The sequence below is a fragment of the Burkholderia sp. WSM2232 genome (assembly GCF_000472545.1).
GTDB lineage: Bacteria > Pseudomonadota > Gammaproteobacteria > Burkholderiales > Burkholderiaceae > Paraburkholderia.
This window is the reverse complement of sequence record NZ_AWZV01000007.1, coordinates 234977-255257: the sequence shown is the minus strand read 5'-3', so window position 1 is coordinate 255257 and position 20281 is coordinate 234977. Positions and strand designations below refer to the sequence as shown.

The 20281-nt window shown below is 63.9% G+C and carries 18 protein-coding genes; 6 read left to right on the top strand and 12 right to left on the bottom strand.

The genetic code is table 11. From position 1 onward, the window contains the following. A partial coding sequence (locus F757_RS35700) for an NAD(P)-binding domain-containing protein (RefSeq protein WP_156923557.1) occupies positions 1-87 on the bottom strand: 87 nt, incomplete at its 3' end. Positions 88-466: 379 nt separating this feature from the next. After that, a complete protein-coding gene (locus tag F757_RS0107680; protein ID WP_027210908.1) occupies positions 467-1810 on the bottom strand; it encodes a sugar efflux transporter in 1344 nt (447 codons plus the stop codon). 342 nt (positions 1811-2152) lie between these two features. On the opposite strand from F757_RS0107680, the gene F757_RS0107675 reads away from it, so the two are divergent. The 3 genes from F757_RS0107675 to F757_RS0107665 all read left to right on the top strand — a co-directional run bounded on the left by F757_RS0107675 (position 2153) and on the right by F757_RS0107665 (position 4044). Then, complete coding sequence (locus tag F757_RS0107675) at positions 2153-2473, top strand: thioredoxin family protein (protein ID WP_027210907.1); 321 nt, start codon at positions 2153-2155, stop codon at positions 2471-2473. Between the two features lie 20 nt (positions 2474-2493). Beyond that, complete coding sequence (locus F757_RS0107670; RefSeq protein WP_027210906.1) at positions 2494-2913, top strand: secondary thiamine-phosphate synthase enzyme YjbQ; 420 nt, start codon at positions 2494-2496, stop codon at positions 2911-2913. 108 nt (positions 2914-3021) lie between these two features. Beyond that, complete coding sequence (locus F757_RS0107665) at positions 3022-4044, top strand: class I fructose-bisphosphate aldolase (protein ID WP_027210905.1); 1023 nt, start codon at positions 3022-3024, stop codon at positions 4042-4044. 191 nt (positions 4045-4235) lie between these two features. Here F757_RS0107665 and F757_RS0107660 read toward each other — a convergent pair whose 3' ends face one another. Next, a complete protein-coding gene (locus F757_RS0107660; protein WP_027210904.1) occupies positions 4236-4532 on the bottom strand; it encodes a hypothetical protein in 297 nt (98 codons plus the stop codon). A gap of 119 nt (positions 4533-4651) precedes the next feature. Continuing rightward, positions 4652-6805 carry a hybrid sensor histidine kinase/response regulator gene (locus F757_RS0107655; protein ID WP_027210903.1) on the bottom strand — a complete coding sequence of 718 codons (2154 nt, stop codon included), beginning with the start codon at positions 6803-6805 and terminating at the stop codon, positions 4652-4654. A gap of 326 nt (positions 6806-7131) precedes the next feature. On the opposite strand from F757_RS0107655, the gene F757_RS0107650 reads away from it, so the two are divergent. Both F757_RS0107650 and F757_RS36100 read left to right on the top strand, forming a co-directional pair. After that, the gene (locus F757_RS0107650; protein WP_027210902.1) at positions 7132-8724 is read left to right on the top strand and encodes an FAD-dependent oxidoreductase; all 1593 of its coding nucleotides are present in this window, start codon (positions 7132-7134) and stop codon (positions 8722-8724) included. A gap of 132 nt (positions 8725-8856) precedes the next feature. Then, on the top strand, positions 8857-9027 hold the full coding sequence (locus F757_RS36100) for a hypothetical protein (protein ID WP_198017964.1): 171 nt from the start codon (positions 8857-8859) through the stop codon (positions 9025-9027). Positions 9028-9118: 91 nt separating this feature from the next. On the opposite strand, the gene F757_RS0107640 is transcribed toward F757_RS36100, so the two are convergent. From F757_RS0107640 to glgX, 3 genes are all read right to left on the bottom strand, one after another. After that, positions 9119-11272: an AI-2E family transporter gene (locus F757_RS0107640; RefSeq protein ID WP_027210901.1), complete on the bottom strand. Its 2154-nt coding sequence runs from the start codon at positions 11270-11272 to the stop codon at positions 9119-9121. A gap of 51 nt (positions 11273-11323) precedes the next feature. Continuing rightward, positions 11324-11503, bottom strand: coding sequence for a DUF2934 domain-containing protein (locus tag F757_RS0107635; RefSeq protein ID WP_027210900.1), 180 nt, complete (start codon positions 11501-11503; stop codon positions 11324-11326). Between the two features lie 107 nt (positions 11504-11610). Next, positions 11611-13827 (bottom strand): glycogen debranching protein GlgX, encoded by a 2217-nt coding sequence (glgX, locus tag F757_RS0107630; protein ID WP_027210899.1) that lies wholly within the window; start codon positions 13825-13827, stop codon positions 11611-11613. A 193-nt stretch (positions 13828-14020) separates the two neighbouring features. On the opposite strand from glgX, the gene F757_RS0107625 reads away from it, so the two are divergent. Then, entirely contained in the window at positions 14021-14422 is a 402-nt protein-coding gene (locus tag F757_RS0107625) for a PRC-barrel domain-containing protein (RefSeq protein WP_027210898.1), read from the top strand. A gap of 178 nt (positions 14423-14600) precedes the next feature. Here the strand turns inward: F757_RS0107625 and F757_RS0107620 are convergent, their stop codons facing one another. The 5 genes from F757_RS0107620 to F757_RS0107595 all read right to left on the bottom strand — a co-directional run bounded on the left by F757_RS0107620 (position 14601) and on the right by F757_RS0107595 (position 20187). Then, complete coding sequence (locus F757_RS0107620) at positions 14601-16850, bottom strand: xanthine dehydrogenase family protein molybdopterin-binding subunit (protein WP_027210897.1); 2250 nt, start codon at positions 16848-16850, stop codon at positions 14601-14603. Then, positions 16847-17851 (bottom strand): FAD binding domain-containing protein, encoded by a 1005-nt coding sequence (locus F757_RS0107615; RefSeq protein WP_027210896.1) that lies wholly within the window; start codon positions 17849-17851, stop codon positions 16847-16849. Before F757_RS0107615 ends, F757_RS0107620 begins: the two co-directional genes overlap by 4 nt. Beyond that, positions 17848-18381: a (2Fe-2S)-binding protein gene (locus tag F757_RS0107610; protein ID WP_027210895.1), complete on the bottom strand. Its 534-nt coding sequence runs from the start codon at positions 18379-18381 to the stop codon at positions 17848-17850. Before F757_RS0107610 ends, F757_RS0107615 begins: the two co-directional genes overlap by 4 nt. A gap of 174 nt (positions 18382-18555) precedes the next feature. Then, the gene (locus F757_RS0107605; RefSeq protein WP_027210894.1) at positions 18556-19422 is read right to left on the bottom strand and encodes an SDR family oxidoreductase; all 867 of its coding nucleotides are present in this window, start codon (positions 19420-19422) and stop codon (positions 18556-18558) included. Positions 19423-19728: 306 nt separating this feature from the next. After that, positions 19729-20187, bottom strand: a complete 459-nt coding sequence (locus tag F757_RS0107595) for a response regulator (RefSeq protein ID WP_027210892.1) — start codon at positions 20185-20187, stop codon at positions 19729-19731. Positions 20188-20281 lie beyond the last annotated feature (94 nt).

Here is a 20281-nt window from a genome sequence, read left to right as displayed (position 1 = left end):
GTAGACAATGCACTGCTGAGCGCCCTGCGTAAGGCGCCGCACCATGTCGGCCCCCATGCGTCCCAATCCGATCATGCCTAGCTGCATTTCACCGCTCCCGAAAGTGCCTTGCAATGCTGCGTGGTTTTAGTCAGATGCCGATGTGGCGGCTGTTTGCCTGTTGCGTTGTTCGCCTGTTGCGTTGTTCGCCTGTTGCGTTGTTCGCCTGTTGCGTGTTCGTCCGCTGCGTGTTCGTCCGCTGCGTGTTCGTCCGCTGCGTGTTCGTCCGCTGCGTGTTCGTCCGCTGCGTGTTTGCTTGTGGCAGTTGTTTGCTTATGCCAGTTCTTTGCTTGTTGCGTTGTCTGCGAGACGTGAATCCGGTGCGCACGCGGCATGGCCTGATCGACCCTGTCCCAGCGCCAGTGCTCCGGCTACGATACGCCTCATTGCAGAGGTTGTGAGCGGCGTAAAGTTCCCTTCGCCGCGCTCAAAGCTCGCGCCCGCGGCGCACCGAACGCCTTGCCCTGAACGCGTCGTACTGCGTGCGCGCAAAGCGCCGCACTGCCCGCCACATGAGCGGATAGCGATAACCCGGCACCGCAAACAGCACCAGCGCGCACAACGCGAGCAGTCCGCAAAAGAGAAACGTGCCGCGATAGCCGAACCCCTGCACTAGCAAGCCCGACAGCACGCCCGACAGAATCGAGCCGACCCGCGCCGCATTGAAGAAGAGCGCCGTGGCGCGGCCTGGCGCCAGCGGCATCAGGTCCTGCACGTAGGTCATGCCGAGGCATGAAGTCACCGCGACCACGAACGCGTTGAGAATCTGCATCGGAATCAGAACTTGCACGTTCCCCGCGAGCGACATGGCGACGAAATACGCCGCGTGAACCGCCGCGCATGCCGCAAGCCAGTTCGGCTTGTGCAGCCTCGAAGATTTGGCGCCGAGCGCGAGCATCATCGGAATCTCGGTCAATGCGCCGAGGCCGAGCATGACGGATACGTCGAGATGCGTGCCTTGCAGACCATGCACGATATAGAGCGGCAACACGATCATCGTGGCGTTCGCGGCAAGTCCGAGCAAGGTCAGCGCAGCGACGGCGCGACCGATGTCGTTTGCCGATGCGACACCGGGCAGGTGCTCGTGCGCATCCGGGCCGGGCTCAGTGAGCGGCGGCACGGTGATGGAGGCCGAGGGCTCCGACGCGGTGTCCTCCACGGTGTGGTCGCCGAGATGTCCCTGCGGCTCCCGCATGCGCCAGACGATAGCCGCGCACGCCCCGAAGCTCGCGGCGGCGAACAGAAAAAGCCCGGTAAAACTGCTTGCTGCGAGCACCAGCGCGCCGACGGACGGACCGAATACCCAAGCCGCCGAGAGGATCGTGCGCAGCGTCGCGCTGGCAAACACACGCTCGGCCGCGTCGGGCACGGGCAGCGCGGCGCGGCTGAAGGAAAACACCATAGAAATGGCCGAGCCGCCGGCGCCGATGAACACAACGCCGACAACCAGCAGCAGGCGGTAGTCGCGCACCACGCATAAACACAGGTAGCCGAGCGCGGCGAGCACCAGAGCGAGCAGCAACAAGGGCCGATGCCGTCCACTTGCATCGCACGAGCGGCCTGCGAAGGTGCTGGCGAGCACGCCGCTCGCCGCGATCAGCGTCATGAAAACGCCGAGCCGCAACGGCGTCATACCGGCTCGCTCCACGCCGAACAACGAGAGGTACGGCGCAGTGAAGGACATGGCGACACCAAGCATCAGCGTGGCGGCGGCAAGTGGCTTGAAGCCGGGAATGTGCAGCAGGCCAAGGAAACGCGAGTTTTTCAACACGGGCGGCGGTGTGCTCAGGAAAAGCTAGCCTGCGAGGCGCGGCGCGCCGGGCAAGCCTCGTGGCGGGAATGAACGGGGCATTATCGACCGCTCCTGTGGGCGCGTAAAGGCGTGGGGGTGTATCCCAAATTTGCAGCGCGCGCCTCGCAGCCGGTGCGAGCGTAAATTGGACCAAGGCCGCGACACGCGCGGCGCGGCTCATGTCCGCCGTCCGGCCCTCCCGAACCAATAGCTGGTACTCTTATCAAACAACGTGCAGCGCGTGTCGAGAGCGGCGCAGCGTCGCCCTTCAGACCTCTAACACGTGCACGGCGCATCACTCAAATCCGCAGCGGAGCATGCATGGCAACCCGGAAACCCTATTCCACCCACGCCCCTACGCGAGCCGAAATCGACGCGTTGCCCGGTGCCACCGTGATCGAGTTCGGCACGGACTGGTGCGGCTACTGTCAGGGGGCGCAGCCCTCCATTGCGAAGGCTTTCGAAGCCCACACCGGCGTGAGGCACCTGAAAATTGAAGACGGCCCCGGCCGCCCGCTCGGCCGCTCGTTCAAGGTCAAGCTGTGGCCCACGCTGATCTTCATGCGCGACGGCGCCGAAGTCGCGCGCATCGTGCGCCCCACCAGCGTCGAACAGATTTCGGACGCATTCGCGTCGCTTTAACGGAGGCGAATGCGTTCATCATGAGGCAGGCCATTCATCACCTGAGTGTCAAGGCACGCACTCGCGCGCTGGTCGAGTTCACTGCCGAAGCCCGCCGTTTCGTCGCGGCGCAGCAGATCCAGACCGGCTTGCTGACACTCTTTTGCCGTCACACTTCGGCATCGTTGCTGATTCAGGAAAACGCGGACCCGTCGGTGCAGCGCGATCTGGAGCGCTACTTCGCGAGCCTCGCGCCTGAAGACGAGCAACGCTACGAGCACGACGCCGAAGGCCCGGACGACATGCCCGCGCATCTGCGCACGGCATTGACGCAGGTGCAGTTGAGCGTACCCGTCGAGCATGGACAGATGGTGCTCGGCACATGGCAAGGGCTGTATCTGTTCGAGCATCGGCGTCATACGCAGCATCGCGACATCGTGTTGCATCTGATCGGCGAATGATCGACGAATAAGCGACGAATAAGCGGCAAACCCGCCGAAGCAAAGCGCTCAGCCACGGGCCGCGACCACCTGATTTCTTCCGCAACCGGAACAAAGGGAGCACATCTCATGGACACCCGCAGCGAACTGCAAGCCACCGTCGAAGCCCTGGTTCAGCCAGGCAAGGGTCTGCTTGCCGCCGACGAAAGCGGCCCGACCATCGCCAAACGCTTCAAGACCATCGGCATCGAGTCGACAGAAGAAAACCGCCGCGCGTATCGCAACCTGCTGCTCAGCACGCCGGGCCTCGGCGAATACGTGAGCGGCGTCATTCTTTACCAGGAAACGCTCGGCCAGAAAGCCGACGACGGAACGCCGTTCGCCGAGTTCGCCGCCAGAAACGGCATCGTGCCCGGCATCAAGGTCGACCTCGGCAAGGTAGCGCTTGCCCACGCTCCGGGCGACGAAATCACCGAGGGGCTCGACGGCCTCGCGCGGCGCTTCGTCGATTACAAGCAGCAAGGCGCGCGCTTCGCGAAGTGGCGTGCGGTCTACAACATCGCGGCAAATCTGCCGAGCCGTCTCGCGATCGAAGCGAATGCCGACTCGCTTGCACGCTATGCGGCAATCTCGCAGGAAGCCGGCATCGTGCCGATTGTCGAACCCGAAGTGCTGATGGACGGCGACCACACCGTCGAGCGCAGCGCCGAAGTGACCGAAGCAGTCCTGCACGAGGTGTTTCTTGCACTGCACCGGCACCGGGTGGTGCTCGAACATATCCTGCTCAAACCGAGCATGGTGCTCGCCGGTTCGGAAAGCGCGCGCCCCTCGCCCACCGCGGAGATCGCGGCTTACACGCTGCGCGTTCTGAAACGCACCGTGCCTGCGGCAGTGCCCGGCATTGTGTTTCTGTCGGGCGGACAATCGCCCGAAGAAGCGACTGCCAATCTGGACGCAATGAATCGCCTTGGGCCGCTGCCCTGGAACCTGAGCTTCTCGTATGGACGTGCGTTGCAGGAACCACCGTTGCAGGCGTGGAAAGGCGCCGCGGCTCAGGTGAAGGAAGCACAGCAGGCGCTCCTCAAACGGGCGCGTCTGAACAGTGCCGCGGCGCTCGGCAAGTACGACGCAGCGCAGGAAGACCAGGGCTAGCGGCCTCGAACTCGTTGGCGCCAAAGCAGGCGGTACGTGAGTGAAGCGCGAACAAGGCTTCACTCACGCGCCACGGCGCGCCGTGGCCGGTCCGTGGCCAGTCCGTGGACGATCAGCGGATAATCAACGGACATTCAGCGGACACGGCGCGGACAAACCGCCCACGAACCGCGCCGCGAACAACAGCTGCGTTATTGCCCCTTCGTGTCGCTGCTCGCGTTGGCGCCCGGCATGTTGGTGGTGTCGTTGGCGGGCTTCATTTTGTTCGACGACTTCGACGAGTGCTTCTTCATCTTCGAATGCGAGGTCCCCGATCCCTGCATGTTGCCGCCCTCGCGGGTCGACCCATTCGCGCCAGCACCGGTGCTCGGGTCGTTGCCGGCCGGACCGCCGCCGGCCCCACCGCCGGCGCCGCCCGCGCCTTGCGCCATAGCCAGCGACGAAGCCGCGAGCAACGTGGTAACAAGCAATGCTTTCTTGATCATCATGAGTGTTCTCCTGTCGGAATGAAAGCGCAATGGAAGCCGATTGCGCACGCCGGCAAGCATGCGCATGCCTCGTCAGGAGTTCAGCAAGGGGTGTGCCGCGCGACGGCATGCCGCATCGTTCAGGATTCGCAAGCGACCAGTGCGTGCAGTTCCTCGATGTTGAACGGCTTGGCCAGGATGGCCACGCCCAAACCTCGCGCGCGTTCCAGTTCGTCGGCATAGCCCGTCATCAGCGCGATCTTCTGCGAAGGCCAGGCATTGCGCACTTTCTCTGCGAGGTCGATGCCGTTCAGCTTGCCCGGCATCTGGATGTCCGACAGCACGAGTTCGAAACGCTCGCCGCCGGTGAGAACGTCGAACGCCTGGTCGGCGGTCGGCTCGTGCCGCACTTCGCAACCAAACGTTTCCAGCACCGCCGCGACGCCTGCCGCGACATCTTCGTTGTCTTCCACGAGCAGCACCATGCCGGCGTGCCGCAGCGCCGGCTGCTCGACCACCTGTTGCGGCGCGGCCTGCGCCTGGTGGCGTTCGCGATGGCGCGGCAGATAAAGGCGCACCGTCGTGCCGCTGCCCTGCACACTGTCGATCTTCGCAGTGCCGCCGGCCTGTTCGCACATGGACAGCACCTGGGCGAGACCGAGGCCCGCACCGGAGCCGCTTAGCTTGGTGGTGAAAAGCGGTTCGAACGCGCGCCGCGCGACCGACTCGGGCATGCCCTCGCCGTCGTCCGAACATGCGATCAGCACGTACTCGCCGTCGGGCAACAGCGTGTCGCTGCCGACCAGCCGGTTGTTCTGGCATCGGATCACGAAGCGTCCGCCGCGCGGCATCGCATCGCGGGCATTCACCGCCAGATTCATGATCGCGAGTTCCAGGTCGGTCGGATCGGCCAGCACCTGCCAGACATCGTCGACGATGCTGAGCGCCAGCTCGATATGATCGCCGAGCGCCGCCTCGAGGAGCGGCGCCGCGCCCGGCATCCATTTCTTGAGGTCGATCGGCTCCTGTTTGAGCGGCTGTTTCTTCGCGACGCTCAGGAGCCGCCGCGTCAGCGACTCAGCCGTCGCGGTGGCGCGCTGCACCGCGGTCATTTCCTTTTCCAGATTGTTGTAGCGCTTCAGGCGCGCCAATTCGATATTGGCGGATACCACCATCAACAGATTGTTGAAGTCGTGCGCCACGTTCGCCACCAGATTGCCGAGCGCACCCATGCGCTGCAATTGCCGGCTCGATGCTTCCGCCGAGAGCCGCATCGCGACCTCGCCCTGCCAGCGTTCCCATGCGACGCGCTCGCCGTCCAGTTGACGCAGCGAGTAAATCACCAGAATCCAGATGGCGATGCAGGGCACCGCAGTCAACGCGGCAATCACGAGGAAGTGCCGGCGCCACGCGTCGACAATCGAACCCCTTGCATAAGCGCTCGTCACATAGAGCGGATAATCGCCCACCCGCCGGAACGCGATGAGCCGCTCCACGCCGTCCACCGGCGACTTCACGCGCACATGCCCCGACAACTGCTTGTCGCGCAGCGCGGCAGCAAATGCGTCGGAGGCCGGCGCTTTCGCGCCTCCGGGCCACGGTGGATAACGGACCATCAGGTTGCCGTCCTGGCGGTACAGGGCCAGCGCGAGCGACGGGTCTCCGTTGGTCAGCTCGCGGTAAAAGCGCGAGAAGTACTCGGTGCGCAAGGCAACCGACACCACGCCGAGGAACGCACCGTCCGCGCCGATACGGCCTATCGCGGTGCTGAACACGTTGGTCTGCGACAACGCCCCATGCATCGGCAGCGAAAAGTAAAAGTGCGGGCGCATGGCGCGTGCGGCGACAAAGTCTTCGCGTTGACTGACCGACACGGCCGGAGCGGGATAGGCGCGAGTGGATACCAGCAGGTCGCCGTGCGCGCCGATCAGATAGATGGACGCCACTTGCGGAAAGTCTCCGCCGATCTCGCGCAACTGCTGGTTCAACTGGCGCTCGCGCGCGCGAATCTGCGCGTCCTCTTCAGTGCCGATCAACTCGACGATGCGCGAAGCCATTTGCTGATTCAGGTCCAGCACCTTGACGGCCTGCTCTTCCGCCACGCGCACGAGCCGGTCGATGATGTCGTTCGAATCGGCGATACGGCGCTGGTAATCGAAATAGCCGTAGCCAGCGAGACAGGCGAGCGGAAACAGAATTGAAACTGCAAGCACGACAAGAAGCACCCGCCGCGTCGCCGCGAAGTTGCGCGACGGCATAGGAAAATCGACTGCGACTCGCTCCGCACGCTGCACGGCCACGCTCCACTCAAAGGTCATACAAGTAGGAGAATTGCCCGCACGTATCGTGCCCCGGTGGTCGTGCGCTAATTCCCTTAGTTGGAATCTACCGCACTTTTCCGCCACGCACATAGCGTCGCGCGAGGCGACCTGAATGTTTTCCGCAGCCCCGGTCTTGGGCACGCCAATTGCTGCACGCAAGGCGATACCGTGCGTTTTCGCGGGTTTGCGTCGCCGCGCGGTGAAACTGCTTGAGCCTGCTTGAGGCTGCTTGAGCCTGCTTGAGGCTGCTTGAGCCTCCTTGAGGCTGCTCGAGCTTCGCCCACGATCCCGAGACACGCATGCCCACCCCTGCCCGACACGTCGCCCAATTTTCGCAGTTGCGCGAAGACCGGGCGCAGCGCGTCGTCGTGGATGACGAGAAGATCCTGCTGGTGCGCGACGGCGACACCGTGCGCGCCTATTCGGCCGACTGTCCGCATGCGGGCGGACCACTGGAGGAAGGAGCACTCTGTCGCGGCAGAATTGTTTGCCCGTGGCATAAAGGCACATTCGACGCCACCACCGGCAAAGTGCTGGAGCCGCCGCCGCTCGTACCGCTCGAACGGTATGCAGTGATTGTCGACGGCGACGACGTGATGGTGACGCCACAAAAGCTGCCCGGCGAAACGGAACTGGCGCGCACCCACGAGCCGCATTTCGTGGTGATCGGCGCGGGCGCGGCGGGCGCCACCGCCTGCGCGGCGTTGCGCGAATATGGCTTTACCGGCCGTGTAACGCTGATCGGCGACGAACCTCACGCGCCCTACGACCGCACGTCTCTGAGCAAGTTTGTTCCATCGAACGAGATGCCACCCGGCGACGTCGCGCCGCTGCTACCAGCCGACTGGTACGAGCAGCACGGGGTGGAACGGCTCGTCGCGAAGGTCGCCCGCCTTGACGTGCCCGCCCGCACGATCCACCTCGAAAGCGGCGGCGAGCTGACTTACCAGACCGCGTTGCTCGCCACCGGCAGCACGCCCACCGTGCCGCGAATCTCGGGCTGCGAACTCGGCGGCGTGCACGTGCTGCGTCACCTGGACGACGCCGCCGCGCTCGTCGAGGCGCTCGCCAACAGCGACACGGATGGGTTGACGCGCGACACGACATCCACACGCGTGGCGATTCTCGGCAGCAGTTTCATCGGGCTTGAGACCGCTGCGGCGCTGCGCAAACGCGGCGCGCAGGTGGCGGTTATCTCGCCGGACAAGGTGCCCTTCGCGAAGCAGTTCGGTGAGCGCGTGGGCGCGATGTTTCGCGAACTGCACGAACGCCATGGTGTGCAGTTTCACCTTCAGGCCAAAGTCGCCTCGCTCGAAGGTGAAGAAGGCAACGTGCACGAAGTGATGCTCGAAAGCGGCGAACATATTGCCGCCGACGTCGTGCTGCTCGGCACGGGCGTTGTACCTGCCACCGGTTTCGTGGAAGGACTGCCGCTGCAACAGGACGGCGGCGTGATCGTGAACGCGGGCATGCAGGCCGCCCCGGGCCTGTACGCCGCCGGAGACATCGCCGTCTTTCCGCTGCATGAAAACGAGGAGCCGCTGCGCATCGAACACTGGCGCGTCGCGCAGCAGCATGCGCGCATCGCGGCTCAGAACATGTGCGGCGCGCGCAACCGCTATGACGGTGTGCCGTTTTTCTGGACCTATCACTTCGGCAAGAACTTCGAGTACCTCGGTCATGCGAGCGAATGGGACGAGCTTGTTGTCGACGGCGAACTCGAACGTCACGATTTTGCCGCGCTGTATGTAAAGAACGACAAGGTTGCCGCCGTGCTTGCCTGTAATCGCGACACACAAACCGCGCAACTGATCGAGGCGATGCGCCAGGGCGCGCTCACGCGTGCGCAGGCACTGCGCATTGTCGGGCGCGACTCGTGCGGTACCGCTTGAGCAAAAGCCGCGTTCCGGACAATGCCCGCTGACCGTTCAACTCTACATGCTCATGTAAAAAGCACAGTACGCGGGCCGCGCGAATCGCGAGTGAATTTGCGCATCATGTTTGTTAGCTAAAGGAGAAGCGCCATGCCAGAACCCAAGGAACAGCATCCGAACGCCGATAAGACGGAAAAGCAGATCGACAAGGAAGTTGAAGACACGTTTCCGGCGAGCGATCCGCCCTCGACAGGCGGCACGACCAAGATCGTGACCGACGACGAAGACACGTCTTCCGAAGACGAAGCCACCGGCAAGTAGGCGTCGCCTGCCCGCAAAAAACGCCCGGACGCACAAGCGCCGGGCGTTTCTTCATTTGCGTCCTGATTGCGGCTGGCAAGCGCCTCGTTCGTTAAGCGCTGGCTACCGCAACTGGCGCATCGCTCGTACTGTCGCCGCGCGAGTGGCAGACGGCCAGCATTTCCTGCAACGAAGTCACATAGGCGTCAGCGCCCATCGCGTTTTGCAAGTCAACGCTCCACTTTTCCAGATCTTCGGCTGACCATAGTCCCACGACAATCGAGACGTTCGGCAGGCGCGCGCGAATGCGCCGGACCATGTAGCGCAAATGCGAAGGAATGCCGTCTATCTGCAGGTAGATCACGCAGACGATACCGACGTCGTCGGCATCCATCCGGTCGATCGAGGCACGCGACGCTGCTTCATGCGGCACCGCGCGCGCGGTGAATCCGTGTTTGCCGAGCAACTGCAGCATGATCGTGGAGGCAAGAGGATCGAGCGGACCGCGGCCTGGAATACACAACACGCGCTGACTGGTCCCGCGTGGCATGGCTTGCTGACTCTGCGCCCCGCGCTCGGCGATCTGCCCGGGCTCGCGTTGATCGCCGGTATCGCGGGTATCGCGGGTATCGCGGGTATCGCGGGTATCGCGGGTATCGCGGGTATCGCGGGTATCGCGGGTATCGCCAGTATCGCTGACATTGTCTGGCAGTGCGTCAGCCGCGCCGCGCGCCGCGTGATTCGCGAACAGCCTGTGTGCCGACGCGGATGCAGGCATTGCGTCGCGCGACGGCGCGACTGGCCCCAGCTCCGCGTCAAGCTCTGCTGCCGCAGCCCGCGGCGGCGGCTCGTCGGGATAACTGTCGAGGCCGTCGACGAGGTCGTTGGTCGTCGACTCGATGCGCGCGAGCTGCGCCGCCGTAACGCTGCCGCGCACCACATCGTTGGCGGCCAGTTGCAGGCCCCTGATCGTCACCTCGTCGTAGTAAGCCGATAACGAACGTTCGAGTAGCAGCGCCTCGGCTTGTGCGATCGCTTCATCGGGGTCGCCCGCGAGTGCGCGCTGATAGAAGTTTTCGACTGGCGTGAGCGCGGGCTGATCCCCTAGCATCACGTCGAGAAATTCCAGACGCCGGATATGCCGGCCGAGCACAAGCAAACACAGAGTCAACGGCGTAGACAGGATGAGGCCAATCGGCCCCCAGATCCAGCTCCAGAAAATCGCCGCGACAACCACCGAAAACGGCGAGAGCCCGGTACTGCGTCCATACAGCAGCGGCTCCACCACCTGCCCCACCAGCAGTTCGACGGTCACGAAAAGTGCGATGCACCAGACCGCCATATCCCAGCCGGGGCTCACTGCGGCAGCCAGCGCGGTGGCGAGCCCGCCCGCTATCCAGATGCCGACGTACGGCACGAGCCGCAGCAAGGCCGCGAGTATGCCCCACAGAATCGGACTCGGCACGCCGATAAAAAAGAGTCCCGCGCCAATCGCGACGCCAAGAGCCGCGTTCAGGCCAAGCTGCGAAACGAAGTAACGGCTCAGGCGCCGCGCCGCTTCGTCCATCACCATCGTTGTGCGGTGCAGGTCGCGCGAGCCGAACAGACGAATCGCGCGGTCGCGCAGATCGTCGCGTTGCAACAGGATCACCACCATCACGACGAACACGATGAACGCCGTCTCGAGCGGACTGATCGCCGGCGACAACACACGGCGCGCAACTTCGAGCGGAGTGGGCACGGGCTCGCGCACTTCGACCGGCACGGCCGCGGGCGCGCGGCCATCCGCGGAAGATGCGTCGTGCCGCGGCGCAGGTTGCGACGGCTCGACCGTGGCACGTTGCAGCGCCTGACCTGCCGCTTTTGCAAAGCGGTCTAGTTTGCCGACGGTCAGTGTGTGCGCCGCCTCCATCTTGTGCTCGATCGTCGCCTGATAACGCGGCATGCCCGCGGCGAGCTCCGTCAACTGCATCGCGATCACCGAACCGAGTACGCCGATCACCGAAATGGAGATCACCACGGCCGCGAACACCGACGCGACGTGGCCGAGCTTCAGGCGTCCCAACCATTTCACGAGCGGCGCGACAAGAAAGCTCAGCAGAATGGCGAGCGTCATCGGGATCAGTACGGCCCGCGCGAAATACAGGCACGCGACAAATCCGGCGCCGACGGCAAGCGCGATCAGCGAGTCCAGACCGAACGCGGCAGGCGGCGCGTCGATGCGCGTCGCTGCCCTGCCGCGCGGCGGTTCGGGAAGGTCCTTCATTGCGCTACGTGCAGCAAGTTGCCAGTTATTGTGATGCTCCCTGTCATGTCGTTATTTTTTGGGCTCTTCTGCAATCGGCCCGTTTTCTACTGGCGGCGCTTCTTTCTCGATCTCGCTGCGGGCCTGTTCCCAATACTCGTCGGGCGCGCCCTTGGGCTCGGGCGCGTGTTCCCACAGGTAGTACGCGCGTGTGCGAATCTGTTCTTGCTGGGAGGTCTCGTCCTGTTCCATATGATCACCTACGGTAATGGTCTCGCGAATGCCGGCATGGCGAAGCCGCGCGCATCATCGTGATGAATGCGCGTGGCTATCGCGAATGGAGCAAGTGGTATTCCCGCTCACGCGGCAGGCGGGGCTTCGCTTTCGTCCGAGGTGAGCTGCTCTTCGAGCTTGTCGAACACGCGCTGCGTCGCACGGCTCGGCGCCTCGAGGGCGAACAGCAGCAGTGAGCGCGCCGTAACCTGATACTCGTCACCGGCGCTGAACTGCGGCAACTCTGCGCGCACCGGCATGTTGGTATCGAGCAGGCAGGTCCACCGCTCGCCCTCCGGCACGTCGGGCAACTGGAAATTGACGACGTCGTGATGGGCGTTCAATACCAGCAGCAGCGTCGCATCCGATGCAGGACGGCGAATGCCGCTCGCCTGCGCGCGGCCGTCGATCACGAGGCCGAAGCAGCGCATGGAGGGGTCCGCCCATTGCTCGGGCGTGAGGTCGGTGCCGTCCGGCGAAAGCCAGCGCGCATCGGTCACGTCCAGCGCTTCGTTGTATTCGCCGGTGAGAAAGCGGCTGCGACGCAGCACCGGCAAGCGGTGTCTGAGCGTCGTCAGGTTCCTGACGAACTCAGTGAGCGCCTGGCCGTTTTCGTCGATGCCTTCCCAGTCCACCCAGCTGATCTCGTTGTCCTGGCAATACGCGTTGTTATTGCCCTTCTGCGTGCGGCCGAATTCGTCGCCCGCGAGCAGCATCGGCGTGCCTTGCGAGAGCAGCAAGGTGGCGAGCAGATTGCGCTTTTGCCGCTCGCGTTGCTGACAAATTTCGGGGTCGTCGGTGGGACCTTCGACACCCATATTCCACGACCGGTTGTCCGAATGGCCGTCGTTGTTGTCCTCGCCGTTCGCTTCGTTATGCTTGTCGTTGTATGAGACCAGATCGTTCAGCGTGAAGCCGTCGTGCGCCGCGATGAAATTCACGCTCGCCCACGGGCGTCGGCCGCGATGATTGAACTTGTCGCCCGAACCTGTCAGGCGTGTGGCCAGATCGGCCACCGTGCCCTCGTCGCCCTTCCAGTAGGCGCGCACGGTGTCGCGAAAGCGGTCGTTCCATTCGGCCCAGCCAGGCGGAAAACCGCCCACCTGATAGCCGCCCGGACCGCAATCCCACGGCTCCGCGACCAGCCGCACGCTGGAGAGAACCGGGTCTTGCCGGCAACTGTCGAGAAAGCCGCCGCCTTCGTCGAATCCGTGCGGCTCGCGGCCGAGAATCGTCGCAAGATCGAAGCGGAAACCGTCCACCTTCATCTCCGTTACCCAGTAACGCAGGCTGTCGGTCACCATTTGCAGCACGCGCGGATGCGAGAGATTGAGCGTGTTGCCGGTGCCCGTGTCGTTGATGTAATAGCGCGGCTCGTCAGGCATCAGGCGATAGTACGACGCATTGTCGATGCCCTTGAACGAGAGCGTCGGTCCGCGTTCGTTGCCCTCGGCGGTGTGGTTGTACACCACGTCGAGAATGACTTCGAGACCCGCGTTGTGAAAGGCGTCCACCATTCCCTTGAACTCGCTCACCGATTCCGTCGACGAAGCAAAGAAACGCGGGTCGGCGGCGAAAAAGCCGATGGTGTTGTAGCCCCAGTAGTTCGTGAGACCTTTCTCGAGCAGATAGCTGTCGTTGACGAAGGTCTGAATCGGCATCAGTTCGACCGAAGTTACGCCGAGACTCCGGATGTACTCGATCACCGCCTTCTGCCCCATTCCCGCGAAGGTGCCGCGCAGGTTCTCAGGCACTTGCGGATGACGCTTCGTGAAGCCGCGCACATGCGTTTCGTAGAAAATCACGCGGTCCCAGGGCAGCGGATTGCGCTCGGGATGCGTCCATGAAAAGGTAGCGTCCACCACCTTGCATTTGGGCACGAACGGCGCGCTGTCGCGCTCGTCGAACGACAGGTCGCCCTCTTCCGAGTCGAGCGTATAGCCGAAAATCTCGGGCGCCCACTTCAGTTCGCCGATATGCGCCTTTGCGTAGGGATCGAGCAGCAGTTTGTTCGGATTGAAGCGGTGGCCTTTCTCCGGCTCATAGGGACCATGCACGCGGTAGCCGTAGATCGCACCCGGCTTCAGATTCGGCACGAACACGTGCCACACCTCGTCGGTATATTCGGGCAGTTCGATGCGCTCGATTTCCTGGTGCCCGGTCTCGTCGAATAGACACAGTTCGACTTTGGTCGCGTGCGCCGAGAAGAGCGCGAAGTTCACGCCGCTTCCGTTCCATGTCGCGCCGAGTGGAAACGGAGTGCCTTCCGCGATGCGCGTCGTGTTACTGGCGGGAGATGACATAGAAGTTCCTGTGAAAAGCAGGGGCGCTGGCGCGCGTTCAGTGTAGGCAATATGAATAAACTGGCTCGCTCGTCTAGCAATTGGCGGGCCCGGCGCCGACCTCGCTTCGCGCACCGCGGTATGAAATTTGCAGCCAGGCCCTTGAAAGCAGACTCGCCGCACTGGCGGCGTCACATAACAAGGAGAAACCATCATGCGCAACATGCAATCTCGCACGCTGCTCGCAGCAGCGCTCTTTGCCGGCACGCTGGCGTGCCATGGCAATGCCCACGCGCAAGGCGCGCCGCAGTCCATTACCGAAAGACGCACTGACGTCGTGCAACTGGCGAGCGGTTACCGCGCGTCGAAGCTTACGGGAGCGGACGTCTTCAACAAGAACAAGGACACCATCGGCACCGTCGACGATCTGATCGTGTCTCCCGGCGGCGATCGGCGCACCTACGCGATTCTGTCGGTGGGCGGATTCCTCGGCATGGGCAAACATCTCGTCGCAGTCCCTTTCAACGACCTGCAGATCACCAATCGTCGGGTGGTTTTGCCGGAGGCAACCAAAAAGTCGCTCGAAGCGCTGCCGGAATTCAAGTACGCCGATTAAAGTGAAATAGCGCGTTCGGGCTCGCAGCCGGGGCATGGTCGGCGCATCTTGCGCATGACGGACAGGCCCGCAGCGACGAGCGCCGCCGCCCTCAGGCAACAGCCGACGCCCCATGTCGGCCGGCGTTCGATACGCTGTAACGCGGCCTTGCAACACGCGGCCGCGCTACAGCCCTGGCTCAGGCAAACAGCTTGTCGAGCGTAATCGGCAGTTCGCGCACGCGCTTGCCCGTCGCGTGCCAGATCGCATTGCACACGGCAGCAGCCACGCCCACTACGCCGATTTCGCCCACTCCCTTCGCACCGAGCGGATTGACGATGTCGTCATGCTCTTCCACAAACAGCACGTCGATCTCGTGAATATCCGCGTTGACCGGTAGATGATACTCGGCGAGGTTGTGATTCATCTGGCGACCAATGTCGTGGTCGAACTGGCCCTCCTCGTGCAGCGCCATGCTGATGCCCCACACCACGCCGCCCGCCACCTGGTTTGCCGCGGTCTTCGGATTGACGATGTGCCCAGCCGCGACCGCGCTCACCACGCGCGTCACGCGCACGGTGCCGAGCGCCTCATCGACGCGTGCTTCGACGAAAATTGCCGAATGCGTGCCCATCGAGTAAGCCTGCTGCTTTTCATGCGGCTTGACGCTCGCCTGCTCCTCGACTTTGTCGAGGCCCGCCCGCGCGAGCAGCGTGTCGATCTCGATTGCGTCCTCGGAGCCTGAGCCGCATACGAGCCGCTTGCCCATGCGCCGTATGTCCTCGCGCGCGGCAGCCGCGAAACGCGCGCCGCCATGCTGCCGCGCCAATTCGACTAGGCGGTTGTGCAGCCGCCTGCATGCCGCATCGACCGCACTGCCCACCGAGGACACGGTCCACGAGCCGCCTTCTATCGGCGCCTTCGGCAAACGAGTATCGCCGAGTTCGAACACGACGTCGTGAAGCGGCACGCCGAGCGCGTCCGCCGCGATCTGCGTCATCGCGGTGTAGGTGCCGGTGCCGATGTCGGCGGTCGAACTGGAAACCGTCACACGTGCGTCGCGTGTGAGCACGGCGCGAGCTGACGCTTCGTTCTGCATCGCGTCCCACGCACCGGTCGCCATGCCCCAGCCGATCAACTCGGTGCCCTCGCGCCGCGCGCGCGGTGCGAGCGGCCGCTTGTCCCAGCCGAATCGCGCGGCGCCTTCGCGATAGCAGTCGCGCAGCGCCTTGCTCGAAAACGGCAGGTTCTTGTTCGCGTCGCGCTCCGCGTAGTTGATGAGGCGCAGTTCGAGCGGGTCCATCTGCAGCGCTTCGGCCAGTTCGTCCATTGCAACTTCAAGCGGAAACAGTCCTTGCGCCGCGCCCGGCGCGCGCATGTCGGCGGGCGTGGGCACATCCAGCCTCGCCACCTTGTAGCCGAGGGTCACGTTATCGCATTGATAAAGCTGGCCCGCCCAGTTCACCACCACATCGCAATAGTCCTCGTACTGCGAGGTCTCGGACACCGCTTCGTGAATCACCGCCTGCAAGCGGCCGTCGGCCGCGGCGCCAAGCGCGACGCGCTGGATGGATTGCGGCCGATGCGCGAACGTGAACATCTGCTGGCGCGTGAGTGTGACGCGCACGGGCCGCTTCAGTTCGAGCGCCGCCATGACCGCGAGCGCGAGATGATACTGCGGCCGCAGACCCGAACCGAATGCGCCGCCGACGAACGGCGACACCACCTGCACCTCGTTGTCCTTCAGTCCGAACACGGCCGTCAGATACGACTTGGTATTCATCACGCCCTGAGTCTTTTCATACACGGTCAGGTGCCCTTGCGGGTCCGGGATCACGGTGCAGCCATGCATTTCCATCGGATTGTGATATTCGGCAGGCGTGCTGTAGAACGCGTCGACGCGCGCCACAGCGCTTGCCAACGCGGTGTCGGCATCGCCGCGCGGCGCCGGCGGCGGATCGAAGCCGCCCTTTTCCGTGGACGGCGGCTCGGCATCCATCAGTACCTCGCCCATCTCGGTCTGATGCGGCGCGGACTCATAGCGCACGTCCACCAGCGAGGCCGCATGGCGCGCGAGCTCCAGCGACTCTGCGAGCACCAGTGCCACCGGCTGGCCGCTGTACCACACGCGGTCGTCCCAAAGCGGCCTGAGCGGGCTCCCGCCGGGCGCCACCATGTCTTTGTAGGGCGTGTCCTCGCGAGGCAACTCAGGGCGGTTCTGGTACGTCATGACATGCAGCACGCCGGGCAACGCCAGGGCAGCCGACGAATCGATCGATACGATTCTTCCCGCCGCAATCGTGCTCGACACGACAAAGCCATACGTGAGTCCATTGGCCGTGAAATCGGCCGCATACTGGGCGGCGCCGGTCACTTTCAGCCTGCCGTCCACGCGTTTGTGCGGCACGCCGCTCGCGCGCAGCGCAGGCAAAGTCTCGATGCGGTTCATGGCGCCGGTTCCTCCAGTGAACGTTGCGCTGCCAGCGCGAAAGCGCGCTCGATAGCGCGCGCCGTCAGTTCGATCTTGAACGCGTTGCCGCGGCGGCCGCGCGCCTCGCGCAGCAAGTCGGTGGCGAAACTGCGCACCGTGTCCGCATTCAGCGGCCTGCCGCGCAGCGACGCTTCCGCGTCCACATCGCGCCACGGCTTGTGCGCAACGCCGCCGAGCGCGCAGTGCGCGTCGACAATCGTGTCGCCATCCAGTTCGAGCCCGAGCGCCACCGAGACCAGCGCGAACGCATACGAGGCCCTGTCGCGCACTTTCACGTAAGCATGATGCGCCGCGAAGCCCTGCTTTGGCAGTTCCACTGCGGTAATCAGCTCGTCGTCGCCCAGGTTCGTGTCGATATGGGGCGTGTCGCCTGGCAAGCGGTGGAAGTCGGCGAACGGCAACACACGCGAGCCCTCGGGACCGGACACGTGCACCGTGGCGTCGAGCGCGGCGAGCGCAACGCACATGTCCGACGGATGCACGGCGATACAGTGTTCGCTTGCGCCAAGAATCGCATGCATGCGGTTCACGCCTTCCATCGCCGGACAGCCCGTGCCGGGCTCGCGCTTGTTGCAGCGCGTGCCGGCATCGTAGAAATAGAGGCAGCGCGTGCGTTGCAGCAGATTGCCGCCGACGCTTGCAACGTTCCGGATCTGCGGCGACGCGCCCGCAAGAATCGCCTTTGCAAGCAACGGGTAGCGGGCGTTGACCGTGGCATCGTAAGCGGCTGCGCTGTTGGTCACGAGCGCGCCGATCTTCAGTCCGCCCGCAGTGGTCGGTTCGATCTGCTTGAGCGGCAGACGGTTGATGTCCACCACGAACTGCGGATGCGCGACGTCCTCGCGCCACAAGTCCACCAGATTCGTGCCGCCCGCGATAAACGCAGCGGCGCGATTCTCGCGGTGCTGCTGGATAGCTTGCGGCACTTCGCTCGCGCGCGTGTAGGAGAAGCGGTTCATGGCCGCGCTCCTTCATCGGCCTTGTCGGCTGCATCGAGAATTGCAGCGACAATGTTGGCATAGGCACCGCAGCGGCACAGGTTGCCGCTCATCAGTTCGCGCACCTCGTCGGCGGTTTTCGCGTGGCCTTCCTGCAGCATCGCGACGGCGGAGCAGATCTGGCCCGGCGTGCAGTAACCGCATTGAAAGGCATCGTGATCGATAAAGGCCTGCTGTACAGGGTGTAGCGCTTCGCCGTTCGCCAGTCCTTCGATTGTCGTAATCGACGCGCCGTCGTGTACCACCGCGAGCGCAAGGCACGTGTTGATCCGCTGACCGTTCACAATCGCGGTGCACGCGCCGCATTGGCCGTGATCGCAGCCTTTCTTGGTGCCGGTCAGGTGACAGTGTTCGCGCAGCATATCGAGCAGCGACGTCCAGGCTTGCAACTGGAACTCATGCCGCTTACCGTTGATGTCGAAGCTGACCGGCACGCGCTGGACGTCGTCCGGCACGACGTCCAGCGGCATTTCCGCAGTAGAAGTATTCATTGGGGATTCTCCTGACGATGGGTCACGCACAGGGAGCGCTACAAACGAACTAATCACGCGCGCAATCGCTGTGCCCGGCAGGAAAACGGATTGGATGCCAACGGGCGGCGTGGCGCGCAGCTGCTGTCTGCCCGCCTGTGCAGACAGCGCCGCCCTGCGGATTGATCAATATGCCTAAATAATCGGCGAGCCGCCCGTCACGGCGATAGTCGCGCCAGAGATATAACTGGCTTCGTCGGAGGCGAGCATGACGTAAGCCGGTGCGAGCTCGGCGGGTTGGCCTGGCCGTTTCATCGGCACCTGCTGGCCGAATTTTTCGACTTTTTCCGGCGGCATGGTCGACGGAATGAGCGGTGTCCAGATGGGCCCAGGCGCGACGCAATTCACGCGAATGCCCTGCTCGGCCAACAGTTGCGCAAGCCCGCCGGTGAAATTCTGGATCGCGCCCTTGGTGGTCGCATAGGCGAGCAAACCGGGATTCGGATGGTCCGCGTTGATCGACGTGGTGTTCACAATCGCACCGCCCGGCTTCATGTGCTTCACCGCCGCGCGCGTGATCCTGAACATCGCGCCGATATTGGTATCGAAGGTCTTGTCCCACTCTTCGTCGGTGATTGCGTCGAGAGACGGGTAGGTCATCTGATACGCAGCGTTGTTCACGACCACATCGAGCCGGCCGAATTCCTGCACCGCTTTGTCGACAATCGCGTTGCAATGCGCGGGGTCCGTAATGTCGCCGGGCATCAGCACCGCCTTGCGGCCTGCTTCTTCGACCCAGCGCGCGGTTTCGCGCGCATCGTCGTCTTCGTTCAGATAGGCGATCAGCACGTCCGCGCCTTCGCGCGCGAACGCAATGGCCACCGCGCGGCCAATGCCGCTGTCGCCACCGGTGATGATCGCCGCCTTGCCCGCAAGCCGGCCCGAACCCTTATATGACTTCTCGCCGTGATCGGGCTGCGGTTGCATCGGCGCAGTGCGGCCCGGCGTCTGATTCTGCTGTTGCCCTTCGAACGGCGGTGTGGGACGTTCTGTGTCGCTCATACGATCCTCCAGAATGCTGATGAACATGTGCGGCGTGCGAAGCGCACGGCATCATTGCCGAATCAGCAACTGGCGGGCCAGCGGGGCGTGCGATATGGGCAGTGCATGCATGACGCAAGCAGTGCGTGTCGAAGCGAAAAGCTCGAAAATGAAGCATGGCAATGGCAGCTTGCCAGTGGCTGTGCGGCGACTCATGAAACTGCGGGGGGCATATATGGAACGTACAATGCGGAACGCGCGACGCGGAACGCTCGACCTCTGTACCGCAATCGGCTAATCGCAGTTTTTTCAAAGCTCGCGCAGGCTTTACGGCGGCCCTGCCGCATGCAGGGCCGCTGCGGATTCGAGCACGCGCAGCAGCCGCTCCGGCGTGAGCGGCTTTGCACAATGCGCGTCGAAACCGACGGCACGCGCGCGAGCGCGGTCGTCACGCGAGGCAAAGGCCGTGCATGCCACGAGCAACATGTGCGCCGTGGCCGGATGCGCGCGCAAGCGCCGCGCAAGCTCGAAGCCGTCGAGTCCCGGCATCTTGATGTCGAGCACCACGGCAAACGGCTGCCACGCGCACGCCATCTCGCATACTTCGTGCGGGTCTTCCAGTGCGCGGCATTCGAAGCCGTCCGCGTTCAACAGCATCTGCAGCGCGTCCGCCGCCTCGCGATAGTCGTCCACCACCAGCACGCGGCGATGTGAAGCCATCGCATACTGGATAGGCCGCCATACAACCACGTCTTCACTGTCGTCGAGTCGGTTATCGAGCGTCACGCTTGCCTCCCTGGTCGCTGCTTGCCGCGTCGCGGCACCCGGCGCACGGCCGCAAGATTCGCTCCCGCGCTGCACCGCGTGGTTGATTACATGC

Bases quoted from the DNA above. Each gene is read 5' to 3' on its own strand.
- F757_RS0107675 (WP_027210907.1), top strand. From the start codon at position 2,153: ATGGCAACCCGGAAACCCTATTCCACCCACGCCCCTACGCGAGCCGAA.
- F757_RS0107670 (WP_027210906.1), top strand. From the start codon at position 2,494: ATGAGGCAGGCCATTCATCACCTGAGTGTCAAGGCACGCACTCGCGCG.
- F757_RS0107665 (WP_027210905.1), top strand. From the start codon at position 3,022: ATGGACACCCGCAGCGAACTGCAAGCCACCGTCGAAGCCCTGGTTCAG.
- F757_RS0107660 (WP_027210904.1), bottom strand. From the start codon at position 4,532: ATGATGATCAAGAAAGCATTGCTTGTTACCACGTTGCTCGCGGCTTCG.
- F757_RS0107650 (WP_027210902.1), top strand. From the start codon at position 7,132: ATGCCCACCCCTGCCCGACACGTCGCCCAATTTTCGCAGTTGCGCGAA.
- F757_RS36100 (WP_198017964.1), top strand. From the start codon at position 8,857: ATGCCAGAACCCAAGGAACAGCATCCGAACGCCGATAAGACGGAAAAG.
- F757_RS0107640 (WP_027210901.1), bottom strand. From the start codon at position 11,272: ATGAAGGACCTTCCCGAACCGCCGCGCGGCAGGGCAGCGACGCGCATC.
- F757_RS0107635 (WP_027210900.1), bottom strand. From the start codon at position 11,503: ATGGAACAGGACGAGACCTCCCAGCAAGAACAGATTCGCACACGCGCG.
- glgX (WP_027210899.1), bottom strand. From the start codon at position 13,827: ATGTCATCTCCCGCCAGTAACACGACGCGCATCGCGGAAGGCACTCCG.
- F757_RS0107625 (WP_027210898.1), top strand. From the start codon at position 14,021: ATGCGCAACATGCAATCTCGCACGCTGCTCGCAGCAGCGCTCTTTGCC.
- F757_RS0107620 (WP_027210897.1), bottom strand. From the start codon at position 16,850: ATGAACCGCATCGAGACTTTGCCTGCGCTGCGCGCGAGCGGCGTGCCG.
- F757_RS0107615 (WP_027210896.1), bottom strand. From the start codon at position 17,851: ATGAACCGCTTCTCCTACACGCGCGCGAGCGAAGTGCCGCAAGCTATC.
- F757_RS0107610 (WP_027210895.1), bottom strand. From the start codon at position 18,381: ATGAATACTTCTACTGCGGAAATGCCGCTGGACGTCGTGCCGGACGAC.
- F757_RS0107605 (WP_027210894.1), bottom strand. From the start codon at position 19,422: ATGAGCGACACAGAACGTCCCACACCGCCGTTCGAAGGGCAACAGCAG.